The 16769-nt window shown below is 53.6% G+C and carries 11 protein-coding genes and 2 pseudogenes; 7 read left to right on the top strand and 6 right to left on the bottom strand.

Annotated features, from left to right (window positions below; all coding sequences use genetic code 11):
* Positions 1–57 precede the first annotated feature (57 nt).
* On the bottom strand, positions 58–1068 hold the full coding sequence (locus ACOAPY_RS01915; RefSeq protein ID WP_465154835.1) for an AraC family transcriptional regulator: 1011 nt from the start codon (positions 1066–1068) through the stop codon (positions 58–60).
* 153 nt (positions 1069–1221) lie between these two features.
* Between ACOAPY_RS01915 and ACOAPY_RS01920 the strand changes: the two genes are divergently transcribed.
* Positions 1222–2256: a 2Fe-2S iron-sulfur cluster-binding protein gene (locus ACOAPY_RS01920; protein ID WP_465154836.1), complete on the top strand. Its 1035-nt coding sequence runs from the start codon at positions 1222–1224 to the stop codon at positions 2254–2256.
* 31 nt (positions 2257–2287) lie between these two features.
* Positions 2288–3454: an alkane 1-monooxygenase gene (locus ACOAPY_RS01925; protein WP_465154837.1), complete on the top strand. Its 1167-nt coding sequence runs from the start codon at positions 2288–2290 to the stop codon at positions 3452–3454.
* 333 nt (positions 3455–3787) lie between these two features.
* On the opposite strand, the pseudogene ACOAPY_RS01930 reads toward ACOAPY_RS01925, so the two are convergent.
* The 5 genes and pseudogenes from ACOAPY_RS01930 to ACOAPY_RS01950 all read right to left on the bottom strand — a co-directional run bounded on the left by ACOAPY_RS01930 (position 3788) and on the right by ACOAPY_RS01950 (position 10747).
* Positions 3788–4914: pseudogene (locus tag ACOAPY_RS01930) on the bottom strand (IS3 family transposase).
* Between the two features lie 154 nt (positions 4915–5068).
* Positions 5069–7684, bottom strand: coding sequence for an AAA family ATPase (locus ACOAPY_RS01935; protein WP_465154838.1), 2616 nt, complete (start codon positions 7682–7684; stop codon positions 5069–5071).
* 191 nt (positions 7685–7875) lie between these two features.
* Positions 7876–8664: an ATP-binding protein gene (locus ACOAPY_RS01940; RefSeq protein WP_465154839.1), complete on the bottom strand. Its 789-nt coding sequence runs from the start codon at positions 8662–8664 to the stop codon at positions 7876–7878.
* 228 nt (positions 8665–8892) lie between these two features.
* Positions 8893–9786 carry a nucleotidyltransferase domain-containing protein gene (locus tag ACOAPY_RS01945; protein WP_465154840.1) on the bottom strand — a complete coding sequence of 298 codons (894 nt, stop codon included), beginning with the start codon at positions 9784–9786 and terminating at the stop codon, positions 8893–8895.
* Positions 9787–9799: 13 nt separating this feature from the next.
* Positions 9800–10747, bottom strand: coding sequence for a patatin-like phospholipase family protein (locus ACOAPY_RS01950; protein WP_465154841.1), 948 nt, complete (start codon positions 10745–10747; stop codon positions 9800–9802).
* A gap of 320 nt (positions 10748–11067) precedes the next feature.
* Between ACOAPY_RS01950 and ACOAPY_RS01955 the strand changes: the two genes are divergently transcribed.
* The 5 genes and pseudogenes from ACOAPY_RS01955 (at position 11068) to ACOAPY_RS01975 (ending at position 16760) form a co-directional block, all read left to right on the top strand.
* Entirely contained in the window at positions 11068–12816 is a 1749-nt protein-coding gene (locus ACOAPY_RS01955; RefSeq protein ID WP_465154842.1) for a hypothetical protein, read from the top strand.
* Between the two features lie 651 nt (positions 12817–13467).
* Complete coding sequence (locus ACOAPY_RS01960; RefSeq protein ID WP_465154843.1) at positions 13468–13950, top strand: hypothetical protein; 483 nt, start codon at positions 13468–13470, stop codon at positions 13948–13950.
* Positions 13951–14028: 78 nt separating this feature from the next.
* Positions 14029–14316: pseudogene (locus tag ACOAPY_RS01965) on the top strand (YdcA family protein).
* 1178 nt (positions 14317–15494) lie between these two features.
* Positions 15495–15851, top strand: a complete 357-nt coding sequence (locus tag ACOAPY_RS01970; RefSeq protein WP_465154844.1) for a molecular chaperone DnaJ — start codon at positions 15495–15497, stop codon at positions 15849–15851.
* 12 nt (positions 15852–15863) lie between these two features.
* The gene (locus tag ACOAPY_RS01975) at positions 15864–16760 is read left to right on the top strand and encodes a hypothetical protein (protein WP_465154845.1); all 897 of its coding nucleotides are present in this window, start codon (positions 15864–15866) and stop codon (positions 16758–16760) included.
* Positions 16761–16769: the final 9 nt, after the last annotated feature.

Here is a 16769-nt window from a genome sequence, read left to right on the forward strand (position 1 = left end):
CTGGTATTGAGTTTCAGCATCGCCCCAATACACCGTGGATGCTGGGTTCAAACCGCTTTACCTGCTTTTCTTCAGGTACTGGGAGGGAGGGTTGCCCGTCCACCGTTTGAAGGCTCTACGGAAGTTTGCGAGATCTGTGTAGCCCAGCGTGTAGGCGATCTCTCCCATCGTTAAGTGGCCAGCTTTGAGATGTTCGACTGCCAGTGTATGGCGCACTTCTTCGAGGATCTCTTTGAAGGAGGTTCCCTCCTCAAGCAATCGGCGGTGGAGGGTTCGTGGTGTTAGGTTGAACAGTCGTGCCGTTACGTTCAGGCTCGGGAAGCCGTGTTGTTTCTCCAGCAAAATCCTGCGCACGCCTGCGCTGGCTGATGTCTTGGCGGCCAGCTTTACCAGCTCACGCTGGCAGATTTTTTCGGCCTCTTGGAAAGCTGCCGGATCGGCCATTTTGAGCGGTTGTTCAAGTAGCTCGGTATCCAGTGTGAATCCAGCCCAGCTCTGCCCATAGGCTACATCGCAACCAAACATATCGATTGCCAGGCTGGCATAAGTTGGTTTCGGGAAAGGGAAGCTGACTTGTTGAGGCTTGGCGCAACCCAAGGTGATCGTGTCAAAAATATTCTTCACCGCCAACATCACTGCTTCAAACAATGTTCGCTCGCAGGCACCGAGAGAGAAGTTCGCACGGAAGCGCAGATGTTCTAACTGGGTTGCCTCCTCGTGCTCATGCTCAAGGTCAAACAGGGTTGTGCGTAACGCTAGATAGCGCCTTACCAATTGAATGGCTTGGTTAAGCGATTCGCTCTGTTGCGCAGCGAAACCAAGAATCCCATGTGTGTTGATGACCAGTCGCTCACCCAGCAACAAGCCGAGTGCCGGTTCGTCGGTCAGTATCAACGCATCTTCAGTTAGTTGGCGAAACACGTCGAAGCTGGGGTGGAAGCTAGCTTCATCTAGCTGGATCAGGGTCAGTTGGCTGCGCGCTAACCAGTCTTCCGGATTTACGCCAAAGACCCGAACCAGTTCAGCAATTTGCCGTAAGTACTGCACGGGCAAGACGAAGTCGAGCATAACGATTCCCCTGTCCCATTGATGATTCAGTGTTGCGTGAATTGTCAATAAATGACCTCTTATTGTCAATCCGGAACCTCTTGCCCGCCATAGGTCGTCGCTAGGATGTGAACGTCCGTAGCTCCTACTCCAACAATGAATATCGGAGGGCAAATGTTTTCATTTTTCGCCAAGCGCAAGGCTTCAGCAGCGCTTATCAATGGTATCGGGGTTGACGTCAGGCCGGGTGAAACCCTGCTGCACGCTGCCCTGCGCCAGGGCATTGATTTCCCTCATAGCTGTCGTGTGGGGGGCTGTGCCAGTTGCAAGTGCAAGCTGCTATCGGGCCGGGTTAAGGAGTTGACTGAAACCGGCTACATCCTCAGTGATCAGGAGCTGGATGCTGGCTACATACTGGCCTGCCAGAGTGTTCCCAAGGGTGAAGTGAGCATTGAAGTGGATCTTACTGCTGCTCAAGCCCGGCGGCATGTACGTGGCAAGGTGGTAGCGCAGGACAGGCTCACGCATGACATCACACGGTTGGTTATTCAGCTAGAGGAGAGCCTGCCTTACAAGGCTGGCCAGTACGCGGATCTTTGTCTCGACGTTTTGCCGCAATATGCCCGTAGCTTTTCATTTGCGAGTAGGCCGCAGCCTGACGGCAAAGTGTCCTTCTTCATTCGTAAGGTGCCAGGCGGGCGTGTAACAAGCGTAATCAACGATCAGTCATTGCTGGGGCAGGGCGCGATGGTTGCGGGGCCTGTTGGTGACTTCTATTTGCGCCCGAGCGCTTCTCCACTGCTCTTGGTGGCAGGTGGTAGTGGTCTGGCGCCAATTCTCGCCCTTCTCGAAGAGGCTCTTGCCGCAGGGGCTCAGCGATCTGTCACTCTGCTGTTCGGCGCTCGCGAAGAACGCGACCTTTATGCGCTTGATGAAATTAACGCTCTGGCAGCTCAGTGGCGTGCGTCGTTCCGGTTCGTTCCGGTTCTCTCTGGCGCGACAAGTGACTCCAGCTGGCAAGGTGCCAGGGGCTTGGTAACTGAGCTCATCCCTGCGTTCCTGGAGGATGGTGCCCACGCCTACCTGTGTGGCCCCCCCGTCATGATCGATAGCGCGGTTTTGATGTTGCACAGTTCTGCGGTGCCCCGTGATCACATCCACGCCGATCGCTTCACTACTCATCATGACCCACTGGCGGCGACCGCCTGATACTCATCTAGCAATAACAAGAGAGACGCCCATGAACGCGTTGCATTACCTGAAGTACTTTCTCTTCCATGTGGTTGGTTTAGTGTCTGCCGCAGCTATCTTGGCCGGTGGTGCCTGGATAACGATCGGCCTGATAACTGTGGTATTTATTTACGTCATTGGCGATGCGATTGCTGGCGATGACACCAGTACCCCGAGTTTCAAATATCCCGGCATCCTGACATTTCAGTTGTGGCTGGCTCTACCGTTATTGACGTTTATTGTCTTTTCGGCGGTATGGAGTGTAAGTAGTGGTGACTTCATGGGCTTCGGTGCAGCTTTAAGTCGTTTAACCGGATACGATCTTGTCGCAGCCCGTGAGGCTACTTTTGTTGGTCACTACATTTCTACCTGGGCGCTCACCTGGTTGATGATCGGCATGAGCGGCACTATTCCAGCGCATGAGCTTACTCATCGCACTTGGGATCCTATATCTATGTTTATTGGTCGTTGGTTGCTGGCCTTTAGTTTCGATACCGTGTTTTCGATTGAGCACGTTTACGGCCATCATCGCTATGTCTCGACTACCGAAGATCCGGCTACCGCACCGCGAGGCCGCAATGTCTATTGGCACGTTCTGGTTTCGACCATCAAGGGCAATATCAGTGCTTGGAAAATAGAGAGTAAGCGCCTTGCGCGTAAAGGGCAGAGCCGTTTTGGTTGGCACAATGCGGTTATTCGTGGCCACCTGATGAGTGTTCTTCTAGTTGTGGCAGCCTATGCCATTGGGGGTATGAATGCCGCGCTGTTCTTTATCGCCTGTGCGCTTGCGGGCAAGGCGCTGCTGGAAATTGTTAACTATATGGAGCACTACGGAATAGTGCGCAATCCAGCCACTCCTGTACAGCCGCGCCACTCTTGGAATACCAATAAACGTATCAGTTCTTGGGCTATGTTTAATTTGACTCGCCATTCGCACCACCATGCTCAAGGTGAGGTTCCCTATCAAGACCTTAAGCCGTTTTCTGATGCGCCAATGATGGTTGGTGGTTATTTGACGACTATCATCGTTGCCATGATCCCGCCTCTGTGGAATAGGCTTATGACGCCGAAAGTGCTGGCTTGGGATCGTGACTACGCCACTGCAGAAGAGCGTGAGCTGGCTCGCGAGGCGAATGCAAGAAGTGGAGTTAAGGCCTTGATGGCTGCTAATGAGTAGATTTCCACATAAAAAATACTAGTGGTTGCCGAAGGGGGGAGGGGGCAGGCTAATTTGATCTCTCTCCTTTTCATTAAGTTAAAAGGTTCTGGTCTGGGCGGAATAGTCCCGATTTTCTTAGCACTCTCCAAGCCCTGGAAATGGCGATTTCCAAGCTATACTGGCGATAGCCGCATAGCACTGCTGTGCCGGCGAGTGTGGTTATTAAAAATCTCGATGTAATCGAACACATGGAGTATTCGCATTGGTTCCGACACTAATTCGCATGCCTAACCGACACTGATTCGCACGCAAAACCTGGACTACCCCCGCTCCAATAGACATTTCCCGACCTCACAATGAGGCCTGTCCAAAGGCCTCGGGACTGATGCCGCCCAGATAACTGTGGCGGCGGGTTCGGTTGTAAAACACTTCGATGTAATCGAATACATCAGCCCGGGCCAGGTCTCGGGTTTTGTAGATCCGCTTGCGGATGCGTTCTTTCTTCAGGCTGCTGAAAAAGGACTCGGCCACCGCGTTATCCCAACAGTTGCCACGCCGGCTCATGCTGGGCTCAAGGTTGTTGGCTGCGCAGAAGCGCTTCCAGTCATCACTGCCGTATTGACTGCCTTGGTCGGAGTGAACGATCACACGCTCCTTGGGTTTACGCCGCCAAAGGGCCATCAGCAGCGCGTCCAGTGCCAGCTCTCGGGCCAGCGTCGGCTTCATCGACCAGCCAACGACCTTGCGCGCATACAGATCCACTACCATACAGCCAGCCTTGCCAAGTACGAATGTAGGTAATGTCCGTTACCCAGGCTTTATTGGGAGCGTCGACGGTGAACTCGCGGTTGAGATGGTTGGGCGCAATGATTGAGGGGCGCCCGGCGATTGGGCGTGGCGCCTTGTAGCCCCGTAGCGCCTTGATCTTGTGGGTGCGCATCAAGCGAGCAACACGATGCTTGCCGCAGGTTTCGCCGGCCTCCCGCAGATCGCCAAAGACACGGCGCGCACCATAAACACCGCGACTGGCCACGTAGGAGTCACGAATCAGTTGCAGCAGGCGGCTGTCTTCCCGTTCGCGGTCGGAGACCGGCTTGTGCAGCCATTGATAGAACCCGGCACGAGCAATCCGCAATACCCGACACATCGTGGTGATTGCATGTTGGTGGCGATGCTCGTTGATGAAGCGGTACTTCACTCGGGCTCCCTGGCAAAGTACTGCGCGGCTTTTTTAGGATGTCCCGCTCTTCTTCCAGGCGCCGCATCTGCGCTCGCAACCGCAGAATCTCGCCCTTGGCTTCGAGCAGCTCACTGGCCTGGTTCTCGGACTTATCAGGGGTGACGGCCTTCACCCATTTGTAGAGACTGTGGGTAGAGACGCCGAGGCGAGTGGCAATCTCCGCCACGGAATATCCTCGCTCAACGACCTGTCTGACGGCTTCAGCCTTGAATTCCGGGGTGAATCGCTGAGTGCTCAGACTTCCTCCTATGCTCAAAGCATAGGCCGGGGATGTCTACCGGAGCGGGGGTAGTCCAGATCTTCGAGGACCACTACAAGGTACTTGCCCGTCTCTTGGGGCATTGAACATCTACCTTAACACCGAACCAGGCAGCCTCTGATGAGGCTGCCACTTAACCTCTGCGTCGGCGGATATCCTGGAACAAGGTGTTGACGTCCTCGATATCTTGCAGGAATTCGGCTGGTTGCGTTACAGGACGCTGCTGACCGGCCGCATGTGAATGCGCACGCACGTTGCGGCAGCACTTGTCATGCAAACGCTGCACTTCGCGGTAATCAGCCTCCTGCACAATCATTACACCATCTAGCCGGCCGACCGAGATGCCGTCGCGGAACCGCACCACGGTTTCATTGAGTATCGTGTCCTCGATACCTACCTCTATCGTCACGCGAAGATCATCGTAAGCATTGCGCATCGCAAGCCGCTCATTATCCCCAGGCGGGTTATTGAAGTTGGCGGCAATTCGCTGATGGTCAGCACGATGATATGCAATGCGCTCACGGTGTCTGCGCATGTCATAAGGCAAGCCGGCATCGATGTAGCCAGGCCCTTCAGCCCGGTAGGTGATCGATCTCACTTCAGGAACCAACTGGGCATCTTGGCAAAGAGTGACCAGCTCTCCGAAGAACACTGCATCGTGAGTAAACACAATGACCTGTCGTTGAACGGACTCCTGAACAATCCGTCGTGCGACGGCGGTTCGATGACTGTGATCAAGGCTGGAAACCGGATCGTCGAACACGATCCCAGAAGAGGAACCCGACTGCTGGAGCTCTGCGAAGAAGTACGCGAGCGCACACATGCGCTGCTCCGCCTCGCTTAGGACTAAATGAGGGTCAAGCTGGCAATCCTGAAGTTGGATGCCGAGTCGCACGGACCCCGCATCTCCGCTTGAACTGATACCGGCCCGAACGTGGTACAGATCTAGCCTGTTGAGTTCATCGTTCATCGTTCCAGCCAACGCCTCACTGACGTATGTTTTGGCCAACTGGCCCGCGAGCATGCTGATAGCGCGCGTGTTGCCGATATCATCCTGGCAGCGCTGGAGCTTTGCCTTGTGAGCGAGGTTCTCACTCACTCTTGCGATGGCTTCGATATGTTCGGAAAGTATCCGTCGTGCCTCCAGTTCCTTCAGGCGCAGCCTCTTAGCCGCTAAGGCCGCAGCATCAAGGTTGGCGCGCAATCGAGCTGCTTCTGCACGGAGGACATCGGCGATTTGGTGGAGTGAAGCCGTTGGGTTTGCACCACGATACGTTGGGCGATCCTGCCATTCACCGCTGAGAGCGGCAGCTCTGAGCCACTGAAGTCGAGTGGTTAGGTCTTCCTGGAAGCATCGAATCTCGTCCGGCAGCGTTGCTACACGCGCGGCTAAGCTCTCCAACATGTTCGGAGGAGCAGCAAAGGCAACGTTCGCCTGGTCGACACTGCGTAAGATCTGCTGCCAAGCATTACGCGCAACTTGGGCAGCTTCTGCCGCCTTGTCCCGAATATAGCGATCAAACCGCTCCAGGCGATCCTTCGCTTCCGGCGTCAGATCCTGCTGACAAAGCACGCAGACAGATCCTTCACCGGTAACCGGAAAGGTTTGCCCAGGATATGCCGTGCTGGTCGAATACTCGCGAGCGGCGTTGAACAGTGACGCCCAAGGGCCTTGTCCAGTTCCGGCGAGCAACTTCGTGGCATCTTCCGCCTGAAGCAATTCAGAGGCGGCGCGCTCCGCAGCTTCTGCTTCTACCAGATTTCGATACGACGACTGCCTGGCATCCAGCGCATCATCAGACACAATGTCGGCTGCCGCAGTGATGTTGTTGGCTAGCTCATCAACCCTCGTTGCAGCGTTGTCGAGGTTTGCTGCCTTGGCAGTGGGGTCTGCCTCGCTAATCTCCTGCGGTAGTCGCGCGAGCTCTGCTTGCTCATCCAAATTGAGCGTGGCTAATGCGCGTGCCCGTGTCAGATCAGTAGTTGGACCAATCGGGTGCACTGTCCGGCCGGCCTCGGTATCGGCGGGAATGACATTGAACGGCGTAACGTCTGTGGCGAGAGCTGCGATCTCTGCCTGAAGCCGTGGACGCAGGGCCTGATTTAGACCATTGGCCAGTTGCTGGAGATAGGTCAGAGCGGACGACTGAAAGGTGGCGGTCTCTCTCGACTGAAGATAGTGGCGTGCGCAGTCGCCATCGAAGACGGAGATGCCCCTGAGTTCGGGTCGCGAAACATGGTCGCGTTGAGCACGCCAGATTGTCTGCTCTGGGGCGCCGTTCAACTCGAAATCGATAGTGGCGCTCGGGGTTAGTTGCTGATAGTCCGCTGCATAGGCATTGGCGTAAACGGTTCCCGGGCTCCTAGCCCTGCATGCCTGCTTCAACACTCGCGCATAACCGGACTTTCCTGTGCCATTGCCCCCGTACACGATGGTCAGGCCTAGGACTTGAAACTCCAAAGCTTGGTCTCTCGGGATTTTTCCCACATTGATCAACGTATGCAGGGATTTGAGAGCAACGACCTGGTCCTGATTTGCTTCTGCGGGAAAATGTTCTGCTGCGAACCTGATTGGCTGTAGCGCAGGTTCAAATTCACTGGCAATTCCATGATGCTGCTTGGCGAGATCAAGAATTTCTCCAAGATCCTCCTCGATCCAGCCGCCCTGAACGCATAAGCGACGTAGGGCGTCTTGACGCCACGGCGGCAGCCTATCCGCCCACACTAATACTTCCTCGTAAATGGCCATATCGATGCTCCGTATCGTTAAAGGGGGATAAGTACAGGAACTAACACTGCGCCATCAATGGGCAACTGGAAGTTAAAGGCCTAGTGAACGGAGCAAATTCATTTCGGTAGCTTCGATTGACGTGGGTGAACCACCCCCGTTCTCGTAGGCTCTCGACCGGCAGCTTTTGGCCGACAGCGGCCTTTCCCGATTCATAGGTCGTCCGAGCTACTGCCCGTTGTGACGGATCTTTGGAGCTGCACTAGGGCGCGGGTTAGCTCATCAGGGTTGCTGTTTGCGGCTCTGAACAGCTGCTCTGCGATTTCCACCGTAGGTAGGTTGCAGTGACCTTCTTGCTGTAGTCGCTCTAGCAAGAACTCCACATAATCCCTTTCCAGAAAGGGATAGGGCATGTTGGCTGCGCCGGCAAATGCTTGGTTTTCAGCAGTGGTCATCTCGATACTTGCGGCTTGGTTGGAACAGACACCTATGAGTAAGAAATGTCCCGGTGTCACCAATCGAGTGTTTATGGCATCGCGGGCCGCCTTCAAGGCTAACAACATCTGTTGCCCCTCCAGAGTGGATGCCGCCTCCTGCACTTCGTCGATAATCAGAACGAGATCGGTTTTCGCTTGATCGACCTGTGACTTGAGCACTTCCGCAATCGTTGCCCCTCCTGCTATCCCCAGATTTTTGAGCCCAATGTCGAGCTTGGCTCCGGGAGCTTCGCTCCCCCTATTGCTCAAGGCTTCTCGAATAGCATCTAGAACCATGTCTTTAGAGCTGCGCTGAGGGGAGCAGCAGAGATTGACGTAAATCACCAGCGCTCCACCTTCCTCCAGCGCGGGAACTAGATCCTGTATCAGGAAAGTGGTTTTTCCGCTTCGGTGAGGCCCAAACATGAACATCCCGGACCGCAGCCCAAGATCAAGTGCCGAAGGCTTCAGAAGCTGCCTGGCCATCTCTTGGGCCAATTGGGGACGCCGGAATATTTCAGTCATGACGTCATTATGGAGCATCGATTTCCGATGGCAGATCTCAACGTCTTCCTCTGGCCGGTTCCCGCCTGTCGCGGCAGGCGCCTCTCGGCCAATAGCTGCTTCTAGCGGACGACCGCTACCGACCAATCGGAGCTGGCAATCACCTCTTCGATTTTGACGAAAAATTTATCGACGTTAAAACCTGCAATGAATGTCAGTGCAAAGACGCCGGGCTCGTTTGCATCAGCGTCACCAATCGTTCCAAAGCTTGACTGCAGCCTCAATGAAGGCATCACACTTAGTCTGCGTCCAACATGTGTGAGAGCCGTCGCGCAGCAAGTAGTACTGCTCGTTGGCACAGACAAGCTCTGCCTTATCCGCCTCCTGGCGATACCAGTTCAAAATATTCACCATGCAATCTTGGTAGCTTGTGGTGAAATAGATGGTCGGTACGTTGTAGAGCAAGCCTTCGAGGTAGTACGACGGGGCACTGCCGGCCTCGATCAAGCCATTCTCCGCCATTTTACTGCGCATGTTCTTAAACACACGAGCCATAGGCTTTAGCCACCCAGACGTGCCTTGGTTTTTGGTCGTAAGGTTTGCTGAGTGTTGCTTTGGGTAGTTCGCTATTAGCTCGCCTTTCTTGCTGAATAAGCAGATTCCCTCAACGTACGCGGAGTCGCTTGCCGAGCGAAATTTTGAATATCGCCTGAAAGCAGTAGTCGCAATTACATCGGCCTTTCGGCGCGTACTGGAAGCATCGATGGCGATGGCTTTCTCACCTACATGGATCGCCTGTCTATACTGCGCTTCCAAAGCAGACAGAATGTCGCGCTTGAAATCAGCATACACATAGGTCGCAGACTCGAAGGCGCGCGCGTGTGCCTCTTTCTCCTCACTAGTCAAATCATCAAGGTCGTTGTAGACGCAGTCGTCTAGTCGAATGACGATATCCACGTCGCTCTCAGCGTAGATATTTGTATTGTTGCCATAGGAGCCTTGGAGAAAAACTGTGAAACTCTTGTCGGCATACGGTGTGGCAGGGGCTTCCAGCACTTTTTTTATCGAGTTGTAGGTCCTGCTGGACTGTTCAATAGAGCCTTGGTGTGACCACGTTTCGAGCTGAGACTCAGGTATAGGCATCCGTACCTCCCTCCTAGATCAAATACTCACGAAGTTGCTGTTCTCGCGAGGCAAATGATTCGCGACCACGTTGGAACAAAAGCCCTAGCTTCTTAAGATCGTGCTCTAGCAAGTCAGTGGCCATTTCCGGGGTGACGTATGAGTCACTAATCCGGATGGTTGGTACGTCATGGAAAAGGACTTGGCGTAACTGATCCATTGACTGAGTATTGATTTCCAGGGTCTTTTGCAGTAACTGCACACTGATGAGGTATTTCTTTGCCAGCCGCATCAGAAGCCCCGGCTTGGGGTCTGGGTAGATACCCACTCCAACACTCACAAGACGAATGTCACTCCTATTATGCTTAAGAGCTTCAATGGCATCGGCGAGTGCGTACAGTGTTGGATTGTTCGCGCAGTAACCTCCATCAATTAGCTCGACGTCTTCTCCGCTTGATGTTCGAACTGTTGTGCGCTCAAAGAACGGGTAGGCGGAGCAGGATGCTTTGACTGCATCCGCGATGCATACACCGAAACCGGGAGTAAATGTGCTCATCCGGCCATGCGCCTGGGAAACAGAGCCCTTAAAGATCATAGGGCGCTCGGTCATCCACTTGGCGGCAACGACTCCGAGTCCTGTTTTCACGTCGCTGAATGTTGCTTCCCCGAAAATCTCTTCGGCTAGCCGCTTTAATGCCGCAGATCTGGCCGAAGCCGACTTGTTCAACATCACGGTCGGTACATGTTCTCGATATAAATCTAAGATGGTGTCAATGCTATGACCGAGGGCGATCAGAGCCGCAATTATGGCACCTGTACTCGTGCCAAACACCAGATCGAACTTCTTGTGAAGCGGTCCACCAACCATGGCCTCAATCTCTTTGAGGACACCCAGAGTGTAGAAGCCTTTGGCCCCACCACCATCTAGGGTCAGTAAACGAAGCAGTGGTTGAGAACTGGACTCATCCTTTTCTTGTGTCATCTCGGAGCGCTCTTCCTTGGCCTGAGGAGTGATGGTGGTGGCTTTGAGATATTACATGCCTCCAGCTTAGGTTGATACTGGCAAAAGAAAGGGCTGAAACGTCGCTAATGATCTTCTGCGCTCAGGCCGTTTCTCAGCCCTATAATCAGGCTGCCGCATTAACGCTTGATCCAAGCCTTGGCGCGACTAGTCGAAGATTGAATCCGGAGACGCCGCTTCGTGTTTCAGCGCTGCTATTAAGTGCTAGGGTGTCTAGTGAAGCGAAGCACCATTAATAAATCTGCCGCAAGAGTGGCACCGTTTAGAGCTCAGGAGTCGCAATGGCCGGTCGCTGCATCACCCTTTTCATGTGGGGATATCAGGTCAGCTATCGAATCCATATTCGGTCGCTTGTACACGAGGTACTGAAGCACCTAGGGGCGCCAGCGGAGGCTGAGGTGCTTCTTGTCGGAGCTCGCAAGCCTACAAGCACAAGTCCGAATCCGGTGTGTGTGGAGCCGGAGGATGGAAAGTGGCCTCTGGCGCTATTCGACAACCTGCTCGATTCCGTGGAGTCCACCTATAAGGACCATGACCTTCAGAGCATGTTTTACAGCGACGACGCAAGCATGCACGACAAGCCGGAATGGATGCGTCGCGACTCTGTGCGAACGTCGGTACGCAATGCACTTAAGGTATTCGACACTGAGCACGATGTGACTTCGCTATGTGGCGAGGTCCGGCGGATCGACGAATACTACGTTACAACCGTCATACAGATTCCTAATAGCACCTTCTCGCAATTTCCTCCCTTACCTGACAGGCCCGTTGACGGACGGCGTCAGGGATACGGATATCGCAGCCTGATCCACGCGGCCTTGTTCGCTGTCCTTCACGAAGCGACGAAAGAGTTGCAGAATCCGGACCCCGGCCGCTTCACGCATGGCAGTGTGAGAAGCGCCCAGGAGGTTATTCGCGTTGGGGCGCGTAACTTTCTGCATACGCCCGGGCTTTCGATCGGGCGAAATTACTTTTATAACGATCTATTTGATGCGCTCAATCTTGTTGCCTCGCTGATGTACGAGGGTACAAAAAGTGTCGGTAACCTCATCTTGGTCAATCCCGAGAGCGAGTGCGTCGAATTTCTCGCCAGGTTTTCCGAGCCTGTGCCGCTTCATGAGCCGCGCTGGGTCCGAAAAGTCCTGCAGATGGCCTCCACTGGAATGGGAATCGTCGCAGACAGTCGTCATATATATGGCCTTGGCAAACTAAAGGATTCTCACGACGCCTACGCTGCGCAAGATGCATTTACGGCCACCTTCCTCGATCACTACCACTGGGAGTTGCGGTGCGGTGATCAGGTGCTGATCCGCAGCCATTACGGAGTGCCAAAACTCCCACAAGAACCCTTTGAAAAAGTTGCTTTTCTGGCCAACTATGCACGGCTCTTCCCAAGAGCCTCGCCGAAAGACGGATTGCATCTCTGGAGTCTGCTACTATTCCAGATGAGTCAACAACACGGCAGCATGGTTGTTGTTGCGGAGGATGCGCTAAGTGAGGCATCCCGACTTGGAAAGCAAGGAACACGCATCGAACCAACCCGGTTGACGGAGTCGTTGCTTCGGAGTTTCAGCTGTATCGACGGAACCATACTTCTCGCGCCCGATGGGGTATGTCACGCTGTCGGGATAATTCTTGATGGGGAGGCCACCGATCAATGTACCCCTTCGCGGGGATCTCGATACAATTCAGGGATACGCTACGTACAAACAAGCGAAGCACGTAGGCTAGCGATTGTTGTTTCTGATGATCGTACAGTCGATATAATCCCTCGAATTCGACGCTTGGTAAGTCGCTCTAAGATCGAACAGCATGTCACCTCACTTGAAGGGGCGACACTCGATAATTACCATGATTCTCGAAACTGGCTCAATGACCATCGGTTCTATGTCAATGCAGAACAATGTGTTCGGGTGAATAGAAGTCTCGATAGATTAGACTCGATGCCAAGAGAAGTTGGCCTGCTGTACATTAGAACCGATCGATTTGTAGTTGATCCCGAAATGGATGAAAGCTATCTCACGGACTAGTTTTCTAGAGTTTGGATCCCTCGGCTTTCCACGCACACAAGGAATCGAAATTTTATTCGCTGTCGCCTTGTCGTGGACGTCAGCGCAACCTTTTCGTTGGACGCGTCTGGGGGCATGGAGGCAAGGTCGCTTTTCTCTGCCCTGAGGATTCCAATGTCTCTTGTGCGTAAGAAGGATATATCTACTCAAAGCCTCAATGATTTGCACTCATAGAACGAATGGCCTAAATTGGCGATTCAGCCGTTCTTGATGCGAAGCGGCTAACCACAATCAGACATTGTTTGGATTGCTATGTCGAGGCGCCATCGGCTCGTTGCTTGAGTTTCAGGCTAATGTTTCCTCTCCCGCCTCAACAGAAAGTTCATCATCCAGACCCTACCCGAGCTGCTCAAGTAACTCGGATGGAAGCTCGACGATGACGTCTCCGCAGTCACCTCCGGGGCTTGGCATACAATTCGCCAGCGCTCAGATGTAGTTTTCATAGATTCGCCCTGACGTAGTAGGTGCAGTGTGGCAGCTTCGTCTCAGGCAGGTCTGTTTTGTACGGTGGGGCGGCATTGTGGTCGGAAGCGACCCTCCGGCTCGCTCATTTCTTTAAGATGCTCTAGTGTTTAGATCGGCCAGGACGGCTGCCACCAGAACGGACTCTATATGCGCCACCTCAAACTGCTGCTGATCGCACTTGCTTCGGCTCTATGCGCGACCTACATCGTGCTCTGGCTCACGAAGCCTGCTCCTCTCGAGAGCACCACTATTCCTCCGCTTATGATTAAGGTCGAGCAGAACGAGCTCATAGTTTGGGGCGGCTGGAAGACCATCGAGGGATACCAAACACCAGGAACAAATGCGATCGAAATTCGCTGCAACCGCACATCCAACACCTGTCAGGAAGCGGTTGCCACGATCTTGCATCACACCGAGGGCGAAGACCTTGAGGCGCAGGTGTTCAGCTACAAGGTCAGCAGCTGGGATACGACCAAGCTTGAGGCCTTAGCGGAGCGCGCAATGGGGGAGTGCTTGGAGCGTCGCCTAGTCATCCACATGCCTGATAAATCTGCTGCTCTAAGTTGGTCTCCACCCACTGGGTGCGAGGGTGATAAAGGCCGGGCGGTTTTAGTTGGCGACCCTTTGTAGGCCAGAATGAAAAGCTCTCCCAAACTGCTACGAAAAGTATCTCTCAGCCTGTGCTTCGTCATCTGAGCAGCGCTTGGCATCTCGGCGCTGGAGGCTATTGCGGCCAACACACCCTGTTCTGGAGGGAAGGGGGGCATCGCTGGCTGCGATGGCGATCTCTTCCTGTGCAACGACGGCTCGATCAGCGGATCGAAGAAGGGCTATTCGGCCTAGATGGGAACAGGACGTGTTTTAACTGCTGCTCCACAGCAGCTCATCCAGAACGACAGTGAGTTTGCGTGTGACACCAGTACCTTTTGTACGGGCCTAAGTGGTGGCGTTTACTGCTTAACGCTGTCGGGCAAGAAGAGCTACGTGAGGCATTGAGGCGGAGATGGATATGCGGCCAGTGCTGAGCGGAGGTATCCAGGGAAGAAGGCGCTTAGCTGGGCGAGGAGAGGCAATAGCTATGGTGGTGAATCCTGCAGTCCTATTCGTGGCCCCACCTGCAAGCACCTGCAAGTCACGAGTTGCCCTTGAGCTCGGCGACATCCAATGTGCGAGCGTGGTAATTGTCGGCAGAACCAAGAACTACGAGATCGTCCAGTCCACAGACAAGAGATCGAATTCCTGGAGAAGTAAGTCGAGGAGTAAGAGAATTCTGAGCGACTATGCTCGCTTCGAGGTGGTCGTGGACGCAGTCCTGGCTGGGCACCCGCCACAGAGGATTCCGGTAACTTGGGACAACTCTACGTTCGGCGAACATGAGGCGATGAAGGCGTTGCCGTACTTGATCGCACTGCGTGAGCCGGGCTCCAAGACCCCACCGCTTCGCGTGCCAAGCGAGACTACTTTGCCTACTCCCGAATCAGAGTCGTTGACTGTCCTACAACCCTGTCAGACCTTGAGCTGGCAGGAGTGCCTCATTTACGGCCTCAGGCGACGGGAGGAAATCATTGACCTTTAGGGACTGGCAACTCTTAATTGCAGCTAGGCAATCCTGATTAAGGAGAGATTGATGGCTCTACACTCTGAGCTCGCGCAGTGCCCTTACCAAATCAAGGCTATTTCCAAAGGCCTTCAGCGGTACGTTATATCTTCACCTGAACTCTGCGCAGAGATTGCGAGGTCGGTATTCAAGGAATGGGGATTTGGGCCATATTGGAGCGTGGCCGTTCAACTGACGCATCCCGCACATCGATCTCAGATATCAGGAATCCTCGCTCGCAAGCAGGACCGAGACCAGGCGGCACACGCTCTGGTGATGCACTTCATCAATAACCCAAACCCCATAGATTCCAACTCCTTGACCGTTGCAGACATGGCGCTCTATTGACCCCCCCCCGTCTGCTTCGTCAGAAATAAAAAGGCAGATTATCCGTTCAAGCTCAAAGCTGAACCTCCGGAGTAGCCCCCATGACTTAGCGATCACATCAGGCCCCAGGCAGTTGATGAGATGGATCGGGGAATAGGTTATGGAGCTGTAAGGGCAATTGCATGCCCAGCCCAGCAAACCCGAACGATTACACGCGCTTGCCGCCAACCCTCACCGTTGCAGAGGGACTATGCACGACATCAAAGCAAACCTTTACCCATGTGCGCACTGCGCGGGGGTTGGTACATGCAAGAATGGAATCGGCCAAAACTCCTGCGCCATCTGCATCAAGAATAGCGAGCTGAAAGGTAAGGATTTTGTAGGCCTACCGTGCTCTATTTGCGGAGGTATAGGCTTAGCTGAAGCCAAGACCGAAAGAATCAATAAACGCATCCCGGCGCTTCTTGGCTTTCTAGTGGTGTTTCTGCTGATTCTGTTCTTGCTCTTTGCCGCAGTCACCAACAGCAATTACTTCAGCGAAATACTGGCCTTCTCTGGCACATTAATCGGCACAGTGCTCGGCTTCTACTATTCAGCACGAGCCTAGGCAGCCTAATCAATGATCGTTTATCTAGATCAGAACAAATGGATTGAACTCGCCAAGATCATCCATGGGAAAAACTCATCCCCTGGGGCGCAATCGTTTATCAAAGAGGTTCGCGCTGCCGTTCAGAGCGGGCTTATTCTGCCCCTCTCTGCAATCCATTACCTCGAATTCGCCTCCATTTCGAATCCAGGAAGACGCGAGCGCTTGGGCGAGGTTATGTGGGATTTATCACAAGGGAAAACTCTAGTTTCGTATCGAGATATTGTCCGTCGAGAACTAGAGATTGGACTCAGCACGGTCTTCCCCAAGATAAAGCCTAGGCAGATCAATCTTATTGGAAAGGGTATTGTTCATGCGTTTGGCAAGCACTTTGACTACTTGCTGCCCGAGGTGCTCGATGAGCTATTCGAGAAAGCTATTTTCACTGGCTTGCCTGGTTTAGGCGTAGAGCCGATTAAGCACCCTCAGACAGGGCAGAGGGGGGTTTTCCTTTCCCACTTAAACTCTCTGCATGAGAAGAGTGGATTACTAGAGAAGGGAATGCTGGACAACTGGCTTCATGCGATGGCCATAATTGATATCAAAGATCCGCTGATTGAGATATTGAATTCACACAAGATCAGTCAGGCTGAATTTGAAAATCTAACCGCCGACGATTACAAGAAAATCCTTGCTGCTATGCCGACAAGACAGCTTGATATGCACCTTCATCGGCAGGTCATCAAGAACAAGATGTATAAGGCAAAGCCAAGCGATCTTGAAGACTGGGCTGGAGTCGGTGTCGCCAGTTGTTACTGCGATGTTGTGATTTGTGAAAAGCACTTCGCAGACATGCTCAGGCGAGACAAATACTCGCCTCGCGCTAGGATAGAAACCGACCTGTACAAGATGTTCACCTTGCTAGAATAAGCCGGCTCA

The organism is Pseudomonas stagnisoli (assembly GCF_048595745.1).
In the GTDB taxonomy this organism is placed as follows: Bacteria; Pseudomonadota; Gammaproteobacteria; order Pseudomonadales; family Pseudomonadaceae; genus Aquipseudomonas; species Aquipseudomonas alcaligenes_A.

Bases quoted from the DNA above. Each gene is read 5' to 3' on its own strand.
- ACOAPY_RS01915 (WP_465154835.1), bottom strand. From the start codon at position 1,068: ATGCTCGACTTCGTCTTGCCCGTGCAGTACTTACGGCAAATTGCTGAA.
- ACOAPY_RS01920 (WP_465154836.1), top strand. From the start codon at position 1,222: ATGTTTTCATTTTTCGCCAAGCGCAAGGCTTCAGCAGCGCTTATCAAT.
- ACOAPY_RS01925 (WP_465154837.1), top strand. From the start codon at position 2,288: ATGAACGCGTTGCATTACCTGAAGTACTTTCTCTTCCATGTGGTTGGT.
- ACOAPY_RS01935 (WP_465154838.1), bottom strand. From the start codon at position 7,684: ATGGCCATTTACGAGGAAGTATTAGTGTGGGCGGATAGGCTGCCGCCG.
- ACOAPY_RS01940 (WP_465154839.1), bottom strand. From the start codon at position 8,664: ATGACTGAAATATTCCGGCGTCCCCAATTGGCCCAAGAGATGGCCAGG.
- ACOAPY_RS01945 (WP_465154840.1), bottom strand. From the start codon at position 9,786: ATGCCTATACCTGAGTCTCAGCTCGAAACGTGGTCACACCAAGGCTCT.
- ACOAPY_RS01950 (WP_465154841.1), bottom strand. From the start codon at position 10,747: ATGACACAAGAAAAGGATGAGTCCAGTTCTCAACCACTGCTTCGTTTA.
- ACOAPY_RS01955 (WP_465154842.1), top strand. From the start codon at position 11,068: ATGGCCGGTCGCTGCATCACCCTTTTCATGTGGGGATATCAGGTCAGC.
- ACOAPY_RS01960 (WP_465154843.1), top strand. From the start codon at position 13,468: ATGCGCCACCTCAAACTGCTGCTGATCGCACTTGCTTCGGCTCTATGC.
- ACOAPY_RS01970 (WP_465154844.1), top strand. From the start codon at position 15,495: ATGCACGACATCAAAGCAAACCTTTACCCATGTGCGCACTGCGCGGGG.
- ACOAPY_RS01975 (WP_465154845.1), top strand. From the start codon at position 15,864: ATGATCGTTTATCTAGATCAGAACAAATGGATTGAACTCGCCAAGATC.